Source organism: Synechococcus sp. CB0101 (genome assembly GCF_000179235.2).
In the GTDB taxonomy this organism is placed as follows: Bacteria; Cyanobacteriota; Cyanobacteriia; order PCC-6307; family Cyanobiaceae; genus Vulcanococcus.
Genome location: NZ_CP039373.1, coordinates 1,723,050 through 1,743,155, shown reverse-complemented (window position 1 = coordinate 1,743,155; position 20,106 = coordinate 1,723,050). Strand labels below are relative to the sequence as shown.

The following is a 20,106-nucleotide window of genomic DNA, read 5'->3' as shown; positions in this document are numbered from 1 at the left end:
ACCGGCTGCTTGGTGCCCGACTGGATTCCCGAAACCTGGGCCCTGCTGCTGCCCGGCACCGCACTGTGGGCCCTCGCGGTGTACCTGCCGCTGAGCGCGCCCCTGAGCCGCCTCGAAGAAGCCCTGGCGGCAGGGCCGTTGGATGAAAGCAGCCAGTTGCTGGCCCTGGTGGTGAGCAGCCTGCTGCTGGCGCTCGGCGCCGGCGCCCTGATCAACCTCGCCCTGGGGTGGGCCCTTGGCCCCGGCTGGGGCACCAGCCTTGGCTTAGTGGCCGCGCTGTATGGCCTGTTCTGGGGATTGGCCGCCAGCCGCAACAACAACGACGACTAGCGCTCAGTCCCGCCAATCCAGCCAGGGCAGGCCAGGGATGATCGCCGGCGTCGCGGCCCGATAGGTCGTGTAGTCCGGGTGCACAGCCACGAGCATCCGCTCCTCACGCCGCGCCTTGCCACCCAACACGGCGCAGAGCCCGAGCAGGAGCGCCAGGTGCAACAGGCTGCCGAGTGCTAGCACCACCCCCAACGAACAGAGCAAAACCGCCTGATAGAGCGGATGGCGACAGCGTCCGTAGGCGCCGCTGGTGATGAGGGCGGCGCCGGGTTTGGGATCCGGCAGAGGCGTGAGGCTGGGCCCCAGCCGCCAGAAGGCCTGGGCCGCCAACAGCAGTCCTACCGCAAAGAGCACAGCACCGCTGATGGCGATCGGCAGGGGCCAGGCGTAACCCCAGCTGCCCGGTGCCGGCCAGGGAGGCAACAGATGAGCCGCGATCAGCGCCAGCTGGGCCAGGAGCCACCATTCGCCGTGACGGTTGTCGAACCAACCGCCCCAGCTGAGGCCCCAGCCCTCAAGTGGGGATTTCGGCGAGGGGGTCGAGGTCGGGTCCATCGCTCTTGCCAGCCAGCACCAGTCTGAGTAGCACTGGCGCCAGGAAGGTGGTGCCGATCACCATCAACAGGATGGCGGCCTCCAGCGCAGGGCTCAGCAGCTTGGCCTGGGTGCCAAGGCCCAGGAAGATCAAGCCCACTTCGCCGCGGGGCATCATCCCCAATCCCACCACCAGCCGCTGGGTGGGTTCTTTGGAGACAAAACACCAGCCCGCCACCACCTTGCCGGCGATGGCCACCACCAGCAGGAAGGCGGCCACCACCAGGCCAGGGCGGTTGGCGGGATCGAGGGGGTTGAGCACCGAGAGATCCATGCCGGTGCCGATCAGCACGAAGAAGATCGTGGCGAACAGAGCCACCACCGGTTTCACAGCTGCTTCGATCGCGTGGGTGTGGTTCGACTTACTCAGGATCAGGCCAGCAGCGAATGCGCCCAGCGCCGCCTCCAGCCCGATGGCGGTGGCAGCAAAGCAGCAGAGGGTGAGCACCACAAACGAGGCCACCACGACATCCCCGGGTGCCTTGAGCCGATCAATCACCCAATCGAAGCCCGGTGCGGCGGTTCGGCTGAGACCGATCGCCGCCACCACAAACACAATCGCCGCGGCCACCAGCTTGAGAATCGGGCCCACTTCAAGGCTGCCGCCGCCGGCGAGGCTCACCACCACCGCCAGGATCACGATCCCGAGGATGTCGTCGAGAACAGCGGCGCCGATCACGATCTGGCCCTCACGCGAGCGCAGCATCTTCAGCTCACCGAACACGCTGGCGGTGATGCCAATGCTCGTGGCCGTCATCGAGGCGCCAGCAAACACCGCCGGGATCACCTCCACATGAAACAGGCCCATCAGACCGGCAGTGCCGAGGGCGAAGGGCAGCAGCACACCCGCCACCGCCACGGTGGTGGCCTGGCCGCCCACGGCCACCAACTCATCGAGATCGCTTTCGAGGCCCGTGAGAAACAGCAAGGCAAACAGGCCGAGGGTGGCCACGGCCTGCAGCGAGGGAAAACTCTCCGCATAGAGATGGCTCACCGCATCCGGCGGCACATCCGCCAGAGAGCCCACGAGCTGGAGCACGCCTTGGCTCACGGCGACCTGGGTTTCCGGCGGCACGATCAGATGCAGGCCAGAAGCACCGATGATCACGCCGGCCACCAGCTCTCCCAGGATCGTGGGTAGCTGCCAGCGCACGAGCAGCTCTGCCAGGAGCCTGGCGGCCACAAAAATCACCAGAAAGCGGCCGACCCCGATCAGGGTTTCGGCCACCTCGAGCTGGTGCGCTCCGATCTCCGGCATCAACGACGTGGGCAATTCAGCACGAGAGTCTCGCCCTGCCGGGCTACGCCCTGTGACAACGGCTACGTTCCGCGAAGAGCCTGAGGGTGCCTCCCCATGACCCTGAGCCCAGCCAACGCGGCTGATGCGATCGCCAACGAGCAGCTCGCGCGGATCGATGCCTGGTGGCGCGCCGCCAACTACCTGGCCGTGGGGATGATCTACCTCCAGGACAACCCGCTGCTCAGCGAGCCGCTGCGGCCCGAGCACATCAAAAACCGCCTGCTGGGCCACTGGGGCTCAAGCCCTGGCCAGGCCTTCATCTGGGCCCACGCCAACCGGCTGATCCGCGAGCGTGACCTCGACATGATCTATCTGTCGGGGCCGGGGCACGGAGCACCGGGGGTGCTCGGCCCCACCTATCTCGATGGCTCCTACTCGGAGGTCTATCCCGATAAGTCGCAAGACGCGGCTGGCCTCCAGCGCTTCTTTAAGCAGTTCTCGTTCCCGGGCCACATCGGCAGCCACTGCACCCCGGAAACCCCCGGCTCGATCCATGAGGGCGGCGAGCTGGGCTACGTGCTCTCGCACGCCTGCGGTGCGGTGTTCGACAACCCCGATCTGATTGCCCTGGCCTGCGTGGGCGATGGGGAGGCGGAGACCGGCCCGCTGGCCACCAGCTGGCACATCAACAAATTCCTCAATCCGATCAGCGATGGCGCCGTGCTGCCGGTGCTGCACCTGAACGGCTACAAGATCGCCAACCCCACCCTGCTGGCCCGGATCCCGCGGGAGGAACTCGCGAGTTTGCTGCGGGGCTACGGCTGGGAGCCGCTGTTCGTGGAGGGCAGTGAGCCGATGGCGATGCACGCCGCCATGGCCGCTGCCATGGACGACGCCGTGGGCCGCATCAAGGCCATTCAGGCGGAGGCGCGCCGCAGCGGCGAGGCCCAGCGGCCCGCTTGGCCAATGCTCGTGCTGCGTTCCCCCAAGGGCTGGACCGGCCCTGCCGCCCTGGGCGACAAAAAACTGGAGGGCTTCTGGCGGGCCCACCAGGTGCCTCTGCCCGATCCGCGCCACGACACGGCCCAGCTGCAGCAACTGGAGAGCTGGCTGAAGAGCTACCGGCCCTGGGAACTGTTCGATGAGCAGGGCACACTCAAGCCCGAGCTGCAGGCCCTTTCACCGGCGGGTAGCCGCCGGATGGGCTCCAACCCCCACGCCAATGGCGGGCTGCTGCGCCGCAAACTGCAGCTGCCTCCCATCGCTCACTACGCCGTTGCGGTGCCCAAGCCGGGCAGCGTGCAGCACGAAAACACGGCGGTGCTCGGCGAACTCCTCCGCGATGCGATCGGTCTGAATCCCGATTCGCTGCGGGTGTTTGGCCCGGATGAAACCGCCTCCAACCGGCTGCAGGCGATCTACGAGCGCAGCAAAAAAGTGTGGATGGAAGATCTGCTGCCGGAAGACCTCAATGGCAGCGAGCTCTCCCGCAGCGGCCGCGTGGTGGAGATGCTCAGCGAGCACACGCTGGTGGGAATGATGGAGGGCTATCTGCTCACCGGCCGCTACGGCCTGTTCCACACCTACGAGGCCTTCGCCCATGTGATCGCCTCGATGTTCAACCAGCACGCCAAATGGCTGGAGAGCTGCCTGCATCACGCCCCCTGGCGCGCACCGATCGGCCCCTGGACCTGCCTGATCTCCTCCACGGTTTGGCGCCAAGACCACAACGGCTTCACCCATCAAGATCCTGGCTTCATTGATCTGGCGGGCAACAAAAGCGGTGAGGTGGTGCGGGTTTACCTCCCGGCCGATGCCAATTCGCTGCTGGCTGTGGCTGAGCAGGCGCTGGTGGAAACCAACGTCTGCAACATCATCGTGAGCGACAAGCAAAAGCACCTGCAATACCTCACGCTGGATCAAGCCCGTGCCCATGTGGCCAAAGGCATCGGCCTGTGGAGCTGGGCCAGCAACGACCACAGCGGCCATGAACCCGATGAGCCGGATGTGGTGATGGCCTGCGCCGGCGATATCCCCAGCAAAGAAACGCTGGCGGCGGTGCAAATCCTGCGGCGCGAGATCCCCAGCCTCAAAGTGCGGGTGCTGAATGTGGTGAAGCTGTTCGCGCTCACCCAGCCAAGCGAACACCCCCATGGCCTGAGCGATCGCGACTTCGACAGTTTGTTCACCACGGACCGTCCGGTGATCTTCAATTTCCACGGTTATCCGTGGCTGATTCACCGCCTCACCTACCGCCGCACCAACCATGCCAACTTCCACGTGCGCGGCTACAAGGAGAAGGGCAACATCAACACCCCGCTCGAGCTGGCGATGAACAACCAGATCGATCGTTTCAATCTGGTGATTGATGTGATCGACCGTGTTCCGGGGTTAGGGTCACGCGCCGCTCATGTGAAAGAGCAGATGAAGGAGGCCATCCTCGCCAATCGGGCCTATGCCCATGAACACGGCATGGATGCCCCCGCCATCACCGATTGGCAATGGACAGCCCCCGATAGCAACGAGGCCAACTGATGCACGAGCCGAAGCCCCGCCACCTGCAGCTGCCCACGCCCGGTTGCTACGCCGACCCCGACCGCAGCGGCCTCAGTGCCGATGACGTGTTCGACGGCATGGCCGAACACCTCTTCTACACACTGGGCAAGCTCGCCCCAACCGCCAGCCGCCACGACCTCTACCTGGCCCTGAGCCACGCCGTGCGCGACCGGCTGATGACCCGCTACCTGGCGGGCATCGAAGCCATCAATGCCACCCCCACCCGAGTGGTGGCCTACCTCTCGGCCGAATTCTTGATCGGCCCGCAGCTGGGCAACAACCTGCTGATGCTGGGCATTCAAGATGCCGCCGAGGAAGCCCTGCGCCGTTTCGGCATCGAGCGGCTCGATGAAATTCTCGAGGTGGAGGAGGAGCCCGGTCTGGGCAACGGCGGCCTCGGCCGACTGGCGGCCTGCTTCATGGAATCACTGGCCAGCCTGGAAATTCCAGCCACCGGCTATGGCATCCGCTACGAATTCGGGATCTTCGATCAGCTGATCCGCGACGGTTGGCAGGTGGAGATCACCGATAAGTGGCTCAAGGGCGGTTGGCCCTGGGAAATTCCCCACCCGGATCAGGCCTGTTTCGTGGGATTCGGCGGCCGCACCGAGAGCTACCGCGATGAACGTGGCAACTACCGCGTGCGCTGGATCCCGGAGGAGCACGCCATCGGCGTGCCCCACGACGTACCGGTGCTCGGCTACCGCGTGAACACCTGCGATCGGCTGCGGCTCTGGCGGGCTGATGCGAGCGAGAGCTTTGATTTCTACGCCTTCAACATCGGCGACTACTACGGCGCTGTGGAAGAGAAGGTGGGGAGCGAAACCCTCTCCAAGGTGCTCTATCCCAACGACGGCACCGATGAGGGCCGCCGCCTGCGCCTGAAGCAGCAGCACTTCTTCGTGAGCTGCTCCCTGCAGGACATGCTGCGCAACCTCGACCAGCGCGGCATCCCGGTGCACGAGTTCCCCGATCACTGGGCGGTGCAACTCAACGACACCCACCCGGCGATCGCCGTGGCCGAGCTGATGCGGCTGCTGATCGACGACAAACACCTGGAGTGGGATCAGGCCTGGGATATCACCAGCCGCTCGCTGGCCTACACCAACCACACCCTGCTACCTGAAGCACTGGAGAAGTGGGGCCTGCCGCTGTTCGGCTCGCTGCTGCCCCGCCACTTGGAGCTGATCTACGAGATCAACCGCCGCTTCCTGCAAACCGTGCGGCTCAAGTACCCAGGCAACGAAGCGCTGCTGCGCAAGGTGTCGATCATCGACGAGGAGGGCAGCAAGGCCGTACGCATGGCCAACCTGGCCACGGTGGCCTCGCACCATGTGAACGGTGTGGCAGCGCTGCACAGCGAACTGGTGCGCACCAAGCTGCTGCCGGAATTCGCGGCGCTCTGGCCGGAGAAATTCACCAACGTGACCAACGGCGTCACACCGCGCCGCTGGGTGGCCCTGGCCAACCCGGCCCTGCGTCAGTTGCTGGCCGAAACCATCGGCGAAGGCTGGGTGGCGGATCTGGATCAGCTGCGTCAGCTGGAGCAGTTCCAGCACGACAGCGGCTTCCTGGAGCGCTGGGAGCAAACCAAACTCGCCAGCAAGCGCCACCTCGCCAGCTACATCCATCGCCAGAGCGGACTGCTGGTGGATCCGGCGTCGCTCTTCGATGTGCAGGTGAAGCGCATCCACGAATACAAGCGCCAACACCTCAATGCCCTGCAGGTGATCGCGCATTACCTGCGCATCAAGAACGGCCAGGCCGAGGGGATGGCACCGCGCACGGTGATCTTCGGAGGCAAGGCAGCGCCGGGCTACTACATGGCCAAGCTGATCATCCGCTTCCTCAACGGCATCGCCGAAACGGTGAACGCCGATCCGGATATGGATGGCCGCCTGCGGGTGGTATTCCTGCCGGATTACAACGTGAAGCTGGGCGAGCGGGTGTATCCGGCCTCCGATCTTTCCGAGCAGATCTCCACAGCTGGCCTGGAGGCCTCGGGCACGGGCAACATGAAATTCGCCATGAATGGTGCCCTCACGATCGGCACCCTCGATGGCGCCAATGTGGAGATCCGCGAGCAGGTGGGCGCTGACAACTTCTTCCTCTTCGGCATGACCGAAACGGAAGTGGCCGATCTGCACACCGAGGGCTACCGACCCTGGGAGCTGATCGCCCAACAACCGGAACTGGCCGAAGTGCTCAAGCTGGTGGAGCAAGGGCACTTCAGCAATGGCGATGGCGATCTGTTCCGGCCCCTGCTGGAAAACCTCACCGGCCGCGATCCCTTCTTCGTGTTGGCCGATTTCGCCGATTACCTGCGCGTGCAGCAGCAGGTGAGTGAGGCCTGGGCCGATCGCAACGCCTGGAACCGGATGTCGCTGTTGAATAGCGCCCGCACCGGCTTCTTCTCGTCGGATCGCTCGATCCGCGACTACGCCCAGCGGATCTGGAAAGCGGAAAGCTTCCCGGTGACGATCACCTGCAACCTCGACGACTAAAGCCGCGATGCTGCTGGTGCTCAATGTGGGCAGCTCCAGCCTCAAGGCCGCCGTGCTCACAGCCACGGCGGCCGGCGCCTGCGAACACTGGCGCGCCGAGGCGAATCGTGAAGGCTCTCTCGCCGATCAACTCAACCAGTGGCTGGCGCCCCTGCTGAAACCCTGGCAGCCCAGGCTCCAGGCCGCAGGCCATCGGGTGGTGCATGGCGGCGAGCAGTTCACCTCCGCCACCCGGCTCACTGCCTCGGTGCTGGAGCAGCTGGATGCGGTGTCGGCCCTCGCTCCGCTACACAACCCACCGGCCCTGGCGGCGATCCGCTGGCTGCAGGCTTGGCAGCCGCACCTTCCCCAGTGGGCCTGTTTCGACACGGCCTTTCACGCCAGCTTGCCCCCAGAAGCCAGCACCTATGCCATCCCCGCCAGCTGGCGGCAATTGGGGTGCCGCCGCTACGGCTTCCATGGCCTCAACCACCAGCACGTAGCCGAGGCCGTTCCCTGCCAGCGCCTGATCAGCGCGCACCTAGGGGCGGGCTGCTCCCTGGCAGCCATCCGCGACGGCCGCAGCATCGACACCACCATGGGGTTCACCCCCCTGGAGGGGCTGGTGATGGCCAGCCGGAGTGGCAGCGTGGATCCCGGCCTGCTGCTGCATTTACAACGCCAGGGCCTGAGCCTCGATGAACTCGATCAAGGGCTGAACCGCCAGAGCGGCCTGCTGGGGCTCTCAGAACTGAGTGGCGATTGGCGCCAGCTGCGTGCGGCCGCAAGGGCGGGTCACAGGGGAGCCCAGCTGGCGGTGGCGGTCTTCCTGCACCGGCTGCGGCGTGAGATCGGAGCGATGGCCGCCAGCCTGGGAGGCGTGGATCAGATCGCCCTGAGCGGCGGCATCGGCAGCCACGACGATCAGCTGCTCGAAGAGCTGCAAACGAGCATGGGCTGGCTTGGGTCGGTGGGCTGGAAGCGCATCCCCGCCGATGAGGAAGGAATGATCGCCCGCTTGATCAGCCGGGCAGATCCGGCGTCTGATGCAGCAGGCGGTTGAGCCGCAGCCGATCCGCGTTCAGGGGATCGGGCGCCAACTCACCCGCAAGCTCCCGGAAGGTTTGCTCAACTGCCTCCGGCACGCGCACATCAAAAATGCGCTCCATCAAAGCCTCAATCGAGAACAGATGGGCGTTGATGTTTTCCAGATCCGCGATGGCCTGCTGCATGGCGTCCTGCTCACCGGCCTCGGCGGGGCCACCTGCAGCGGCGGGGGCCATGGCGTTCTCGGCGTCGCCATGGGTTTTCTGCAGTTCTTCCAGGGCGCGGCCCGCCAGGGTGCGGAACGACTGCAACGCCGCCCAGCTCAGCTCCTGTTGCTGACGCAGGGTGGGGTTCTCCCGGATCAGACGGTCGTGCTCCCGGTAGAAGCGCTGGCAGTCAGGGCATTGGCAGGGCTCTTCCGGCACCGCAGTCCCCTTGGCGTTTCAGAGTCCATCATGGCATCAAGCAGCGCGGTAATCGTCGCTGGCGCTATCAGGATCTTCACTGGCACCGGGGATGGGGATTTCGATCGAACTCACCACCTGAATCACATCCCGCAGGCGCATGGAATCGGCAAACCAGGCCATGGCCTGATCGGTGTCGCCATCCGCCACCGCTTCATTGGCACTGTCTTCATGGGCCTCAGCCAGCAGGGCCAGCCAACACAGGCAGCGGGCCTGAATTACCGAGAGATCCAACCCATCAGGCAGATTCTCAACGATCTGCTCGCTTTCCTGTTGCACCAACAGCCTCAGCCGGAGATCATGCAGCTGTGCCATGGGCTCGTGGCGACTGCGGCCACGCTAGCGGCAGCGGCCTGATGTGCCATCCCACTACCCGTAGTGCTGGATACCGAGTGGAGGATCCAATCGACGGGGCTGGCGGGACTCGAACCCACGACCTACGGTTTAGGAAACCGTCGCTCTATCCGGCTGAGCTACAGCCCCTTGCGGCGACAGCCGCATCGGCATTATGGAGCTTGAAAGCAGGCGAGGTGATCGCGACCGGCGCCCGCGTCGGTTGAGGAAAGTCCGGGCTCCCCAATGGCCAGGCTTGCTGGGTAACGCCCAGTGCGGGTGACCGTGAGGAGAGTGCCACAGAAACACACCGCCGATGGCCCTCTGGGCACAGGCAAGGGTGCAAAGGTGCGGTAAGAGCGCACCAGCAGCATCGAGAGGTGCTGGCTCGGTAAACCCCGGCTAGGAGCAAGGCCCAGGGACAACGGTTGGCCATGACACCCGTCCCGCTCAAAGCGCGCCGCTCGAGGCCACCGGTAACGGTGGTCCCAGACAGATGATCACCCCCGGTCCGGCAACCCCGGTCCGGTGAACAGAACCCGGCTTACGTCCTGCTTTCACCCCTTCAGCAGAACCCCCATCGCGAACAGAAAACCGATGCCCTCCTTGGTGCACCCATCCAGGCGGCCGTTTGTCATCCTTTCGGTTCTCTACACCGCGGTGCTGTTCAGCTCGACCGCCTTCCAGCATTTTCTGCTCGGGTCACAGGTTTGGGACCTCGGCATCTTTGAACAGTTCAACTGGCTGATCGCCAATGGCGGCATCAACCAGGCCAGCAGCCTGCGCAACATCACACCTCTGCAGGATCACTTCTCCCTGCTGCTGTTGCCCATTGCACTGGTCTACAAGCTGTCGCCCAACGCTTACACCTTGCTGGGGCTTCAGTCGTTAGCGCTGGGCTGCATGCCCGCTCTGGCGAGTGATCTGTGCCTTCGCAAGGGAGTGAGCCGACCGCTCACCTGGGCCCTGGCTCTGGCGATCGTGCTGTCGCCCTACAGCTTTCTGGTCAACCGAGGAGATTTCCACCCCGACGTCCTCACCCTGCCACTGATGCTGCTGGCCATCCGTGAAACGGATCAACCCAGACGCTGGCTGTATTACCCCTGCCTACTGCTCACGCTTTTTGCCAAGAATGCCCAGGCTCTATTCGGGGTCGGCCTGAGCCTGTATGCCCTGGCCAAGGGCCAACGGGGCCGAGCGGGGATCACCTTGGCGATCTCGCTGGCTTGGTGGTTCATCGCCACGGAAATGTCCTCCGCCGGAGGCGACCACGTGGGCATCCGACTGGGCTACCTGGGCAACAACAAGCTGGAGATCATCACCACCTTGATCACCAGACCCTGGACGGTGTTCCGCGAAGCGCCGCCAGATTCAATCCTGCTCTACACCCTCGGGCTCTCCCTACCTTTTCTGGCACTACTGGGCCGTCGATCATGGCCAGCCCTGTTGGGATGCACTCCGATCTATCTCACCAACATCATTTCCGCCTCCAGCATTCAGCGGGAGCTCAATCATCATTATTCGATCGGGATCCTGGCCTTTCTGATCGGTGGCTGTATCGATGCCTTGAGCCAGTCTCAGCCCCCATCCATGCAGCGCGCTAGAAACATTCTCACCGCCACCTTGATGCTGGCCACAGCGAGTTTCATCGGCTATGGGAGGGTGTCGTATTTCACATCGCGCTACCTACCACGCCTCCAGGAAGCGCGGGATTTCCAGCAAGCCAAGCAGGTGATTCAACCCACTGATTCGGTACTCACCATCGCCAACTACGCCGCCCATCTAGCTGGACGCCAACAGATCGAACAATTGGAAAAGCCTGGCTATGGCCCCGTGGATCAATACGACTGGATTGTGCTGCCCGCCCCTGACATTCCCATCAACATCGGCGGCAAGCTGAAGCGGGTCGATCGATCGAAGATCGCCGGCACGGTGGCACGCATCCGCCGGCAGGCGGAGCACTCTGGCATGACCTGCCAATCCGCCAACCGTTCGATCGTGCTCTGCGCCAAGTCGTAAGCGTTTGCGCAAACCAGCTCATGCCCAAGGCCCTTCCTCAACAGCGGCTGCAGCAACTGCAGCAACTGCTCCGGCGTATCGACATCGAGACGAGCGGCCTTGCTTCGACTGGTTGGGCCGCCGTGGATGAAGCACTGACCCACACATCGGCAGGGCTCGCCATCAACCATGAACAGTTGGAGTTCCTCGGCGATGCGGTGCTTCGGCTAGCGGCCAGTGAGTATCTGGAGCAGCACCACCCGGAGCTCTCTGTGGGAGAGCGCTCAGCCTTGCGAGCTCAGTTGGTGAGCGATCGCTGGCTGGCCGAGGTGGGCGAGGCCATCGGCATCAGCGACGCCCTCCGGATCGGGCCCACGGCCGGGGGCGATGCCACAGCGTTGAGCACCCTGCGCGCCGAAGCCACCGAAGCGCTGATCGGGGCGCTCTATCGGGCGTTTGGTTCCCTCGCGCCAGTCCACCAGTGGCTCACCCCGAGTTGGGAGCGCACCAGCAGAGCGGTGCTCAGCGACCCCCATCGCGGCAACTGCAAATCAGCCCTGCAGGAATGGAGCCAAGCCAAGGCACTGGGGTTGCCCACCTACCGCACCAAAGAACGCAGCAAGCGCCATGGCGATCCCCAACGCTTCCACTGTCACGTGGGCCTGGAGGGTTGGATCTCAGCTGAAGGCTGGGGTGGATCGCGGCGGGAAGCAGAGCAACAGGCAGCGCGTGCCGCCCTCGAAGCCATCAAGCCTGCTCAAGGATCTTGATGGGCATCGTCACCAGCTTGTCCCAGTTGCCGCCTTCAAACAGCACGGCGGCATTGCGGCCACTGATGCGCTGAACGAAGCCCTGGTAACCGTTGTAGATGGAGGTGACGTCCCGCACCACCACGGTGGAGCCCGGCAGGATCGGCAGGGTGTCAGCCATGGGTGCGGCACGGGTGCGGAGCCATTATCAAGGCTGACGGCGCGGTGTGGGCCCATGGCGGAGGAGCAAGAGCTGCTGGTGGTGGGTCGGGTGGTGGCCGCCCAGGGGCTGCGGGGCGAACTGCGCGTAAATCCGCTCAGCGATTTCCCCGAGCGCTTCACCCGCCCAGGGCGCCGCTGGCTGCGCCCAGCCCAGGGCCGCCGCGGAGAAGCTGCCGAGGCCACCGCAGTGGAACTGCTCAGTGGGCGTCAGCTGCCTGGCAAAGAGCTGTTTGTGATTCGCCTTGAGGGAGTCAACGACCGCAGCAGCGCCGAGGCACTGGTGGGGCAGGAGCTGCTGGTGCCGGCAGCAGATCGGCCCAAACTGGCCCGCGGCGAATTCCACCTCCTGGATCTGGTGGGCCTTGAGGTGCGGCTCCTGGAAGGCTCGGATGTCGAGACCATGGCCCAAACCGGGCGCTGCATCGGCACCGTGAAAGATCTGATCCATGCCGGTAACGATCTGCTCGAAGTGGAACTCACCTCAGGCGGAGCACCGCTGTGGATTCCGTTTGTGAAAGCGATTGTTCCCGAGGTGCAGCTGGAAGCCGGCTGGATTGGCATCACACCACCGCCGGGCCTGCTGGAACTGGGACAGGTCAGCGACGACCAACCAGAGGACGCCGAGGCGTAGACCCGCAAAGCACACCAACTCCGTACATTCCGTACAGAATCGGCGCAAGCCCAGGCGGCTGTGCAGATCGACCGCCCTGAGCTGGAATGGCTGCATGCTCTGACGCCGCTGCGCCCAGCTCGCCCATGACCGCTCTCGTTCCGGTGATCCTCTGCGGCGGCACCGGCACTCGGCTCTGGCCCCTCTCGCGGGCCACCTACCCCAAGCAGTACTGGGCCCTGGCCGGCAGCGGCGAGGACACCCTGTTGCAGCAAACCCACCAGCGGCTGGAGGGCATCGCCGGCCTGCAGGCCCCACTGCTGATCTGCAACGAAGACCACCGCTTCATCGTGGCCGAGCAGATGCGCCAGATCGGCGTCGAGCCGGGGGCGATCCTGCTGGAGCCCATGGGCCGCAACACCGCTCCGGCGGTGGCCGTGGCCGCCTTGCAAGCCACCGCCCATGGCGACGACCCCCTGCTCCTGGTGCTCGCCGCCGACCACGTGATCCAGAACGCCGCCGGCTTCCGCAGCGCCGTGGAAACCGGGATGGCCGCCGCGGAAGCAGGCCAGATGGTGACCTTCGGGATCGTTCCGACCGCGCCTGAAACCGGCTACGGCTACATCGAGGCTGCCGAACCACTGGGGAGCGCCGCCGCACCGGTGCCGATCGCACGATTTGTGGAGAAGCCCGATCGCGCCACCGCGGAACAATTCTTAGCCAGCGGCCGCTTCACCTGGAACAGCGGCATGTTCCTGTTCAAGGCCAGTGCGATCTTGGCGGAGCTGGAACGCCTGGCCCCGGATGTGGTGAGTGCCTGCCGGGCCGCCCTGGAGCACGACAGCGAAGACCTGGATTTCCTGCGGCTCGAACGCGAAGCCTTCGCCAGCTGTCCGAATGTGGCGATCGATGTGGCCGTGATGGAGCGCACCGACCGCGGCGCCGTGCTGCCCCTGCAGGCTGGCTGGAGCGATGTGGGCAGCTGGAGCGCCCTCTGGGAAACCGCCGAGCAAGATGCCGAAGGGAATGTGCTGCGCGGCCGTGTGATTAGCGAAGCCAGCAGCAACTGCTATCTGCGCAGTGAACACCGCCTGGTGGTGGGGCTGGGGGTGGAGAACTTGGTGGTGGTGGAAACCGACGACGTGGTGCTGGTGGCTCACCGCGACCGCGCCCAGGACGTGAAAACGATCGTGGGTCTCCTGGAGCGTGAAGGCGCTCGGGAGAGCAAGGCCCACCGCCGGATCTACCGCCCCTGGGGCAGCTACGACGGCATCACCGAAGGCGAACGCTGGCAGGTGAAGAAGATCGTGGTGAACCCCGGCGCCAGCCTGTCGCTGCAGATGCACCACCACCGCGCCGAGCACTGGATTGTGGTGAGCGGCACAGCGCTAGTGGAGAAGGACGGCGTGGAGGAACTGATCGGTGAAAACCAGAGCACCTACATCCCCCTGGGCTGCAAACACCGCCTCTCCAACCCCGGCAAGATCCCCGTGGAACTGATCGAGGTGCAGAGCGGCCCCTACCTGGGCGAAGACGACATCCGCCGCTTCGACGATCGCTATGGCCGCAGCGATGCCACCCTCGACGGTTGACGCTCTTCGCCAGGTTGCGCGCTGATCCACATCCAGCCCCGGTGGGCAGCGATGTGATAGCTCAGGCAGCTGCATCGGGATCACCGTTAGCAGTGGGCTGAGCAGCTCATCCACCCGTCGCACCGGCAGCAGCGTGTCGAACAGCTCGCATCGGCGCAATCAGGCGCCACCCCAATCAATTGCGCGTCGCGGGCCTTGGCCTCCTGGGCGTTGCTGAGCACCTTGTCGAACACGTGCCGGTATCGCGATCGACACCACCGGAACCCGCCATCCAGCAGCGCAATCGGCCGTGCTTCATCTCACCAGCCGGGTAGCCCTCGGCGTGGATGTAGCTGATCTCCTTGAGCTTCAGGCACCCTCAAGCGCGATCGGGTAGTTGATGCCGCGCCCCAGGAAGATCACATCCCTGCCGTGTCGGCGAACAGCATGCGCCATCTGCTCGCAGCGGCGGTCGTGTCATCCACCAGTGCCTCGCAGTTTGCGCCGGTAAGGCCCGCAGGCCAGCCGCCAGCTGGCGGAGCTGCTTCGGGCCCGTGGCCCGTGGCACCGCCGCCGCGGCGTTCAGCAAAGGCCAGCGCCAATCCGTAAAACGCCAGCAGCTGCCCCAGGAACGTTTTGGTGGCGCCACACCCACCTCGATCCCGGCGCCGATGTCGAGGATCTGATCCACCAGTCGGCCCAGGGAGCTCCTCCGGGCGGTTCGTGATCCCCAGCAGCCGCGGCGCATAGGCCGGATCAGCCACCGCACGGCGCCGCTCCTGCTCCATCGCCAGCGCCGCCAGCGCGTGTCGGCCGTTTCGCCGATTGGGTCCACACCGATCGTGAGGGTGTTCGGCCGAGCGGGTGGCGGCGCATAGCGGAATTCACTGGCGTAAAAACGCTCGTTGGGATCCCCGCCAGCTGCTCCAGCAAATAGGCCCCCACCTGAGCCGCGTGGCGGCTGGTGCGCAGGCCAGGATCTGGATCCGCTCCACACCCTCGTAAACCCGCTCGTCGAGGGCAGCGCCACCAGGCCACCGCTCTCAGGCAAATGCCGCGCCACCCACAGCGCAGCCGTTTTCCGGTTGCTCGTGGATCCCTTCAGCATTGAAGTGGCGGAAGCTGCGCTTGTCCGCCACGTGCTCAGTGCCGCTCAGCAGGCTCGTGTGCGCTGCACCCGATCACCAGCTGCGTCGTAGAGCTCGATCCCCAGGGGGTGAGCAGTGCCACTTCGCCGTCTTCCAGCGCAGGATCGTGCGCGTGAATCCCGCCAGGGCTGGGGTGTCGCTGGCGCAGAGGAATTCGCCTTCTCCCAGGCCGATCAACAACGGCGCCGCCTTCCGGGCCACCACCAACGCTCCGGGCAGCTCCGCCCACACCACTGCCAGGGCATAGGCCCCATGCAACCGCGGCAACACGGCCTGCACCGCCTCCAGCAATAGTGCTCCGCTCGGCTTGCCACCGGCCGCCACCAGCCGGCCCAACTCACGGCTCAGCAGGTGGGGGATCACCTCCGTATCCGTCTCGGAGCAGAACACAACCCCTTCTGCCTGCAGCTCTTCCCGGAGCGTGCGGTAGTTCTCGATGATTCCGTTCTGCACCACCGCCACACGGCCGGGGCCATCAAGGTGGGGGTGGGCGTTGCGCTCTTCTGGTTTGCCGTGCGTCGCCCAGCGGGTGTGACCGATGCCGCATTGACCCACCGCACCCTGGGCCTCAAACCGCTGGGTGAGGTTCACCAACTTCCCCTCGGCCCGCAGGCAGCTCAGCTGCCGCTCTCCATTCACCGTGGCGATACCGGCCGAGTCGTAGCCGCGGTACTCCAGCTGCCGCAAACCCTCCAGCAGCAGGGGGGCCGCTTCTCGCGATCCGATCACCGCAACGATGCCGCACATACCGCCTGATGCCTACAAAAAAAGCCCGGCTTGAGCCGGGCTTGAGCTTATGGGAATCGAAACTCAGTAAGCCAGACCCATCGAACGGGTGGTTTCGTCGCCGAGATACACGCGGATCGAAAGGAAGTCGGTGGGGCAGGCGGTTTCACAGCGCTTGCAGCCCACGCAATCTTCGGTGCGAGGAGACGAAGCGATCTGGCCGGCTTTGCAGCCATCCCAGGGCACCATCTCAAGAACATCGAGGGGGCAAGCCCGCACGCACTGAGTGCAACCGATGCAGGTGTCGTAGATCTTGACGGCGTGGGACATGTCGCCTCGGGACGCGACGCCCAAGATACCCACGCTGAGCAGCAGCTCTTGATGCTCCGTCACCCTTGTTCATACGCCCAAGGGCTGTTTCAGGTGGCCCCGTAGGATGCGGCGTCCGCCACACCGGCCATGTCCCAGGAAGCGATCTTCGAGAAAGTCCGCTCGATCGTTGTCGAGCAGCTGAGCGTCGACGCCGGCGAAGTGAAGCCAGAATCCAACTTCCAGAACGATCTGGGTGCTGACTCGCTCGATACCGTCGAGCTGGTGATGGCTCTGGAAGAAGCCTTCGACATCGAGATCCCCGACGAAGCCGCTGAGGGCATCGCCACGGTCGGCGACGCCGTCAAGTACATCCAGGACAAGCAGGCCTGAGGAACTGATGGTGGAGGGTCTCCGCCGCGTCGTCGTCACCGGTCTCGGCGCGGTCACACCGATCGGCAACGATGTTGCTTCCTATTGGGAAGGCTTGAGCACAGGACGGAACGGGGTGGCAGGGATCACCCTGTTCGATCCGTCAGCTCATGCCTGCCGTTTTGCCGCTGAGGTGAAGGATTTCGATCCCTCCGCCTACATTGAGCCCAAGGAGGCCAAGCGCTGGGACCGGTTCTGCCAGTTCGGCGTTGTGGCGGCCAAGCAGGCCGTGGCCCATGCCGGCCTCATGATCGATGACAGCAACGCCCATCGCGTTGGTACCGCCATCGGCTCCGGCGTGGGCGGCCTTCTGATGATGGAAACCCAGGCCCATGTGTTGGCCGATAAGGGTCCGTCGCGGGTGAGCCCGTTCACCGTGCCGATGATGATCCCGAACATGGCCACGGGCCTGACGGCGATCGCGATCGGCGCCAAGGGCCCCAGCACCGCCGTGGCCACCGCCTGTGCCGCCGGATCCAACGCCATCGGTGATGCCTTCCGGCTGATCCAGCTGGGCCAAGCCGACGCCATGGTTTGCGGTGGTGCTGAATCAGCGATCACACCCCTGGGCGTGGCCGGTTTCGCGAGCGCCAAGGCGCTGTCGTTCCGCAACGACGATCCCGCCACCGCCAGCCGCCCCTTTGATGCGGAGCGCGATGGCTTTGTGATCGGCGAGGGTGCCGGCGTGCTGGTGCTCGAAAGCCTGGAGCACGCTCAGGCCCGTGGCGCTGAGATCCTCGCTGAAATCGTGGGTTATGGCATGACCTGCGATGCCCACCACATCACCTCCCCTTCACCGGGCGGCGTGGGTGGTGCTGAGGCGATGCGCCTGGCCCTGCGCGATGCGCGGCTTGAGGCCAGCGCCGTGGACTACGTCAACGCCCACGGCACCAGCACCCCCGCCAACGACCTCAACGAAACCTCAGCGATCAAAGCCTCCCTCGGTGAGCGCGCGCTGCAGATCCCGGTGAGTTCCACCAAGTCGATGACAGGTCACCTGTTGGGTGGTAGCGGCGGCATTGAAGCCGTGGCCGCTGTCCTGGCCATTGGTCACAACCTGGTGCCGCCTACCATCAACTACCAAAATCCGGATCCCGCGTGTGATCTGGATGTCGTTCCCAATCAAGCCCGGGAACACAAACTCAATGTGGTGCTGTCCAACTCCTTCGGATTCGGCGGCCACAACGTTTGTCTGGCGTTCCGCCGGCTGAACTAGCTCGCGGTCACTCCGCTCCTCACACCGTTTTTTACCCGTAGCCCCATGGTCGCCGCTCCCGTCGCTGGAAATCAGTCCGTCGACTCCCTCTGCGTCAACAGCATCCGCTTCCTGGCGGTGGACGCGATCAACAAGAGCAACTCCGGCCACCCCGGTCTGCCCATGGGTTGCGCTCCCATGGCCTACACGCTCTGGGACAAGTTCCTGAAGCACAACCCCAAGAACCCCAAGTGGTTCAACCGCGACCGCTTCGTGCTGTCGGCCGGCCACGGCTGCATGCTGCTCTACGCGCTGCTGCACCTCACCGGTTACGACTCGGTGACCATCGAGGACATCAAGCAGTTCCGCCAATGGGGCTCCAAGACCCCCGGTCACCCCGAAACCTTCGAGACCGCCGGCGTGGAAGTGACCACCGGCCCTCTGGGTCAGGGCATTGCCAACGCCGTGGGTCTGGCCATGGCCGAAGCCCATCTGGCCGCCAAGTTCAACAAGCCCGACTGCACGCTCGTTGATCACACCACCTACGTGATCATGGGCGACGGTTGCCACCAGGAAGGTGTGAGCGGCGAAGCCGCCTCCCTGGCCGGCCACCTGGGCCTGGGCAAGCTGATCGCCCTCTACGACGACAACCACATCACCATCGACGGAAACACCAACGTTTCCTTCACCGAGGATGTGCTGAAGCGCTACGAGGCCTACGGCTGGCACACCATCCACGTGCAGGACGGCAACACCGACCTAGCTGGAATCGCCAAGGCCATCGAAGAAGCCAAGGCTGTCACCGATCGCCCGTCGATGATCAAGGTGACCACCACCATCGGCTACGGCTCCCCCAACAAAGCCAATACTGCTGGTGTGCACGGTGCCGCCCTCGGTGCTGATGAAGCCGCCCTCACCCGCAAGAACCTGGGCTGGGAGTACGGCGAATTCGAGGTGCCCCAGGAGTCATACAACCAGTGGCGCCAAGCGATTGAGCGCGGTGCTGCCGCTGAAGCCGCCTGGAACGCCACCCTGGCCGACTATCGCGCCAAGTACCCCACCGAAGCCGCTCAGTTCGAGCGTCAGCTGCGTGGTGAGCTGCCCCAAGGCTGGGACGCCAACCTCCCCAGCTACAGCGCTGACGACAAGGGCCTGGCCACCCGCCAGCACTCCTACAACTGCCTCAACGCCATCGGCCCCAACCTGCCCGAGCTGATCGGCGGTTCCGCCGACCTCACCCACTCCAACCTCACCGACATCAAGGGCGAGGGTGGTTTCCAGAAGGGCGCTGAAGCCAACCGCTACCTGCACTTCGGTGTGCGCGAGCACGCCATGGGCGCCATCCTCAATGGCCTCGCGTATCACGGCAGCGGCCTGGTGCCCTACGGCGGCACCTTCTGCGTGTTCGCTGGCTACATGCTCGGCGCCATGCGCCTCTCGGCCCTGAGCGAGCTGGGTGTGATCTACGTGCTCACCCACGATTCCATCGGTCTGGGCGAAGACGGCCCCACCCACCAGCCGATCGAGACCTTGGCCAGCCTGCGCTCGATCCCCAACATGCTGGTGATCCGTCCTGGCGACGGCAACGAAACCAGCGGTGCCTACAAGGTGGCCGTGGCCAACCGCCACCGCCCCACCGTGCTGTTCCTCAGCCGTCAGGCGATGGCCAACCAGGCCAACTCCAACGCTGACCACGTGGCGAAGGGTGGTTACATCCTGGAAGACAGCAACGGCACCCCTGATCTGATCCTGATCGGCACCGGTACCGAGCTCGACCTCTGCGTGAAGGCTGCTGCACAACTGCGCGCCGAAGGCAAGAACGTACGCGTGGTTTCCATGCCCTGCGTCGACCTGTTCGAAGAGCAGGACGCCGCCTACCGCGAGAGCGTGCTGCCCGCCGCCTGCCGCAAGCGCCTGGTGGTGGAAGCCTCCAGCAGCTTCGGCTGGCACAAGTACACCGGTTTCGAGGGCGACACCGTTTCCATCGACCGCTTCGGTGCTTCTGCCCCTGGCCCCGTGCTGATGGAGAAGTTCGGCTTCACCGTCGACAACGTGGTGGCTAAGGCCAAGGCCCTGGGCTGATCCGCAAGGAGTTCAAA

General features: G+C 64.9%; 19 protein-coding genes, 1 tRNA gene and 1 other RNA gene. 12 read left to right on the top strand and 9 right to left on the bottom strand.

The window, feature by feature from the left end:
- The first annotated feature begins 12 nt into the window (after positions 1–12).
- Positions 13–330 (top strand): hypothetical protein, encoded by a 318-nt coding sequence (locus tag CB0101_RS09320; RefSeq protein WP_246833736.1) that lies wholly within the window; start codon positions 13–15, stop codon positions 328–330.
- Positions 331–333: 3 nt separating this feature from the next.
- On the opposite strand, the gene CB0101_RS09315 is transcribed toward CB0101_RS09320, so the two are convergent.
- A complete protein-coding gene (locus CB0101_RS09315; RefSeq protein ID WP_010312296.1) occupies positions 334–885 on the bottom strand; it encodes an isoprenylcysteine carboxylmethyltransferase family protein in 552 nt (183 codons plus the stop codon).
- Positions 845–2,182 (bottom strand): cation:proton antiporter, encoded by a 1,338-nt coding sequence (locus tag CB0101_RS09310; RefSeq protein WP_010312297.1) that lies wholly within the window; start codon positions 2,180–2,182, stop codon positions 845–847. The genes CB0101_RS09315 and CB0101_RS09310 overlap by 41 nt, the downstream gene beginning before the upstream one ends.
- Before the next feature lie 96 nt (positions 2,183–2,278).
- Here CB0101_RS09310 and CB0101_RS09305 point away from each other — a divergent pair, with 96 nt between their 5' ends.
- Genes CB0101_RS09305 through CB0101_RS09295 form a run of 3 tightly spaced genes read left to right on the top strand, consistent with a single transcriptional unit; the run spans position 2,279 to position 8,266 of the window.
- Positions 2,279–4,699 (top strand): phosphoketolase, encoded by a 2,421-nt coding sequence (locus CB0101_RS09305; protein WP_010312298.1) that lies wholly within the window; start codon positions 2,279–2,281, stop codon positions 4,697–4,699.
- Entirely contained in the window at positions 4,699–7,224 is a 2,526-nt protein-coding gene (locus CB0101_RS09300; protein ID WP_010312300.1) for a glycogen/starch/alpha-glucan phosphorylase, read from the top strand. The genes CB0101_RS09305 and CB0101_RS09300 overlap by 1 nt, the downstream gene beginning before the upstream one ends.
- 7 nt (positions 7,225–7,231) lie before the next feature.
- Positions 7,232–8,266, top strand: coding sequence for an acetate/propionate family kinase (locus CB0101_RS09295; protein WP_010312302.1), 1,035 nt, complete (start codon positions 7,232–7,234; stop codon positions 8,264–8,266).
- Here CB0101_RS09295 and CB0101_RS09290 read toward each other — a convergent pair.
- The 3 genes from CB0101_RS09290 to CB0101_RS09280 all read right to left on the bottom strand — a co-directional run bounded on the left by CB0101_RS09290 (position 8,226) and on the right by CB0101_RS09280 (position 9,197).
- Entirely contained in the window at positions 8,226–8,675 is a 450-nt protein-coding gene (locus CB0101_RS09290) for a hypothetical protein (protein WP_010312304.1), read from the bottom strand. The genes CB0101_RS09295 and CB0101_RS09290 overlap by 41 nt on opposite strands.
- A 36-nt stretch (positions 8,676–8,711) precedes the next feature.
- The gene (locus tag CB0101_RS09285) at positions 8,712–9,029 is read right to left on the bottom strand and encodes a hypothetical protein (RefSeq protein WP_010312307.1); all 318 of its coding nucleotides are present in this window, start codon (positions 9,027–9,029) and stop codon (positions 8,712–8,714) included.
- 94 nt (positions 9,030–9,123) lie between these two features.
- Positions 9,124–9,197, bottom strand: a tRNA-Arg gene (locus CB0101_RS09280).
- A gap of 34 nt (positions 9,198–9,231) precedes the next feature.
- Here CB0101_RS09280 and rnpB point away from each other — a divergent pair.
- The 3 genes from rnpB (at position 9,232) to rnc (ending at position 11,815) form a co-directional block, all read left to right on the top strand.
- Positions 9,232–9,610, top strand: an RNA gene (gene rnpB / locus CB0101_RS09275) — RNase P RNA component class A.
- Positions 9,611–9,644: 34 nt separating this feature from the next.
- Positions 9,645–11,066: a DUF2079 domain-containing protein gene (locus CB0101_RS09270; RefSeq protein WP_071778168.1), complete on the top strand. Its 1,422-nt coding sequence runs from the start codon at positions 9,645–9,647 to the stop codon at positions 11,064–11,066.
- 20 nt (positions 11,067–11,086) lie between these two features.
- The gene (rnc, locus tag CB0101_RS09265) at positions 11,087–11,815 is read left to right on the top strand and encodes a ribonuclease III (protein WP_010312310.1); all 729 of its coding nucleotides are present in this window, start codon (positions 11,087–11,089) and stop codon (positions 11,813–11,815) included.
- On the opposite strand, the gene CB0101_RS09260 is transcribed toward rnc, so the two are convergent.
- A complete protein-coding gene (locus CB0101_RS09260) occupies positions 11,793–11,975 on the bottom strand; it encodes an NAD(P)H dehydrogenase subunit NdhS (protein ID WP_010312312.1) in 183 nt (60 codons plus the stop codon). The genes rnc and CB0101_RS09260 overlap by 23 nt on opposite strands.
- 54 nt (positions 11,976–12,029) lie before the next feature.
- Here CB0101_RS09260 and rimM point away from each other — a divergent pair, with 54 nt between their 5' ends.
- A complete protein-coding gene (rimM, locus tag CB0101_RS09255; RefSeq protein WP_010312314.1) occupies positions 12,030–12,647 on the top strand; it encodes a ribosome maturation factor RimM in 618 nt (205 codons plus the stop codon).
- A 125-nt stretch (positions 12,648–12,772) separates the two neighbouring features.
- Positions 12,773–14,218 carry a mannose-1-phosphate guanylyltransferase/mannose-6-phosphate isomerase gene (locus CB0101_RS09250; RefSeq protein WP_136644071.1) on the top strand — a complete coding sequence of 482 codons (1,446 nt, stop codon included), beginning with the start codon at positions 12,773–12,775 and terminating at the stop codon, positions 14,216–14,218.
- Between the two features lie 398 nt (positions 14,219–14,616).
- Here the strand turns inward: CB0101_RS09250 and CB0101_RS15665 are convergent, their stop codons facing one another.
- The 3 genes from CB0101_RS15665 to psaC form a co-directional block, all read right to left on the bottom strand.
- The gene (locus CB0101_RS15665) at positions 14,617–14,985 is read right to left on the bottom strand and encodes a hypothetical protein (RefSeq protein ID WP_246833735.1); all 369 of its coding nucleotides are present in this window, start codon (positions 14,983–14,985) and stop codon (positions 14,617–14,619) included.
- A gap of 393 nt (positions 14,986–15,378) precedes the next feature.
- Positions 15,379–16,092 carry a hypothetical protein gene (locus CB0101_RS15660; RefSeq protein ID WP_246833734.1) on the bottom strand — a complete coding sequence of 238 codons (714 nt, stop codon included), beginning with the start codon at positions 16,090–16,092 and terminating at the stop codon, positions 15,379–15,381.
- A gap of 63 nt (positions 16,093–16,155) precedes the next feature.
- The gene (psaC, locus tag CB0101_RS09240; RefSeq protein WP_006850103.1) at positions 16,156–16,401 is read right to left on the bottom strand and encodes a photosystem I iron-sulfur center protein PsaC; all 246 of its coding nucleotides are present in this window, start codon (positions 16,399–16,401) and stop codon (positions 16,156–16,158) included.
- A gap of 129 nt (positions 16,402–16,530) precedes the next feature.
- On the opposite strand from psaC, the gene acpP reads away from it, so the two are divergent.
- Genes acpP through tkt form a run of 3 tightly spaced genes read left to right on the top strand, consistent with a single transcriptional unit; the run spans position 16,531 to position 20,089 of the window.
- Positions 16,531–16,773: an acyl carrier protein gene (acpP, locus tag CB0101_RS09235; RefSeq protein WP_010312348.1), complete on the top strand. Its 243-nt coding sequence runs from the start codon at positions 16,531–16,533 to the stop codon at positions 16,771–16,773.
- 7 nt (positions 16,774–16,780) lie between these two features.
- A complete protein-coding gene (gene fabF, locus CB0101_RS09230; RefSeq protein WP_010312350.1) occupies positions 16,781–18,028 on the top strand; it encodes a beta-ketoacyl-ACP synthase II in 1,248 nt (415 codons plus the stop codon).
- A 45-nt stretch (positions 18,029–18,073) separates the two neighbouring features.
- On the top strand, positions 18,074–20,089 hold the full coding sequence (tkt, locus tag CB0101_RS09225) for a transketolase (RefSeq protein ID WP_029553180.1): 2,016 nt from the start codon (positions 18,074–18,076) through the stop codon (positions 20,087–20,089).
- Positions 20,090–20,106: the final 17 nt, after the last annotated feature.

What these genes read in the sequence shown, in the direction of transcription:
- CB0101_RS09315 (WP_010312296.1), bottom strand. Translation starts at nt 885, where the DNA reads ATGGACCCGACCTCGACCCCCTCGCCGAAATCCCCACTTGAGGGCTGG.
- CB0101_RS09310 (WP_010312297.1), bottom strand. Translation starts at nt 2,182, where the DNA reads ATGCCGGAGATCGGAGCGCACCAGCTCGAGGTGGCCGAAACCCTGATC.
- CB0101_RS09305 (WP_010312298.1), top strand. Translation starts at nt 2,279, where the DNA reads ATGACCCTGAGCCCAGCCAACGCGGCTGATGCGATCGCCAACGAGCAG.
- CB0101_RS09300 (WP_010312300.1), top strand. Translation starts at nt 4,699, where the DNA reads ATGCACGAGCCGAAGCCCCGCCACCTGCAGCTGCCCACGCCCGGTTGC.
- CB0101_RS09295 (WP_010312302.1), top strand. Translation starts at nt 7,232, where the DNA reads ATGCTGCTGGTGCTCAATGTGGGCAGCTCCAGCCTCAAGGCCGCCGTG.
- CB0101_RS09285 (WP_010312307.1), bottom strand. Translation starts at nt 9,029, where the DNA reads ATGGCACAGCTGCATGATCTCCGGCTGAGGCTGTTGGTGCAACAGGAA.
- CB0101_RS09270 (WP_071778168.1), top strand. Translation starts at nt 9,645, where the DNA reads ATGCCCTCCTTGGTGCACCCATCCAGGCGGCCGTTTGTCATCCTTTCG.
- rnc (WP_010312310.1), top strand. Translation starts at nt 11,087, where the DNA reads ATGCCCAAGGCCCTTCCTCAACAGCGGCTGCAGCAACTGCAGCAACTG.
- CB0101_RS09260 (WP_010312312.1), bottom strand. Translation starts at nt 11,975, where the DNA reads ATGGCTGACACCCTGCCGATCCTGCCGGGCTCCACCGTGGTGGTGCGG.
- rimM (WP_010312314.1), top strand. Translation starts at nt 12,030, where the DNA reads ATGGCGGAGGAGCAAGAGCTGCTGGTGGTGGGTCGGGTGGTGGCCGCC.
- CB0101_RS09250 (WP_136644071.1), top strand. Translation starts at nt 12,773, where the DNA reads ATGACCGCTCTCGTTCCGGTGATCCTCTGCGGCGGCACCGGCACTCGG.
- CB0101_RS15665 (WP_246833735.1), bottom strand. Translation starts at nt 14,985, where the DNA reads ATGGAGCAGGAGCGGCGCCGTGCGGTGGCTGATCCGGCCTATGCGCCG.
- CB0101_RS15660 (WP_246833734.1), bottom strand. Translation starts at nt 16,092, where the DNA reads ATGTGCGGCATCGTTGCGGTGATCGGATCGCGAGAAGCGGCCCCCCTG.
- psaC (WP_006850103.1), bottom strand. Translation starts at nt 16,401, where the DNA reads ATGTCCCACGCCGTCAAGATCTACGACACCTGCATCGGTTGCACTCAG.
- acpP (WP_010312348.1), top strand. Translation starts at nt 16,531, where the DNA reads ATGTCCCAGGAAGCGATCTTCGAGAAAGTCCGCTCGATCGTTGTCGAG.
- fabF (WP_010312350.1), top strand. Translation starts at nt 16,781, where the DNA reads ATGGTGGAGGGTCTCCGCCGCGTCGTCGTCACCGGTCTCGGCGCGGTC.
- tkt (WP_029553180.1), top strand. Translation starts at nt 18,074, where the DNA reads ATGGTCGCCGCTCCCGTCGCTGGAAATCAGTCCGTCGACTCCCTCTGC.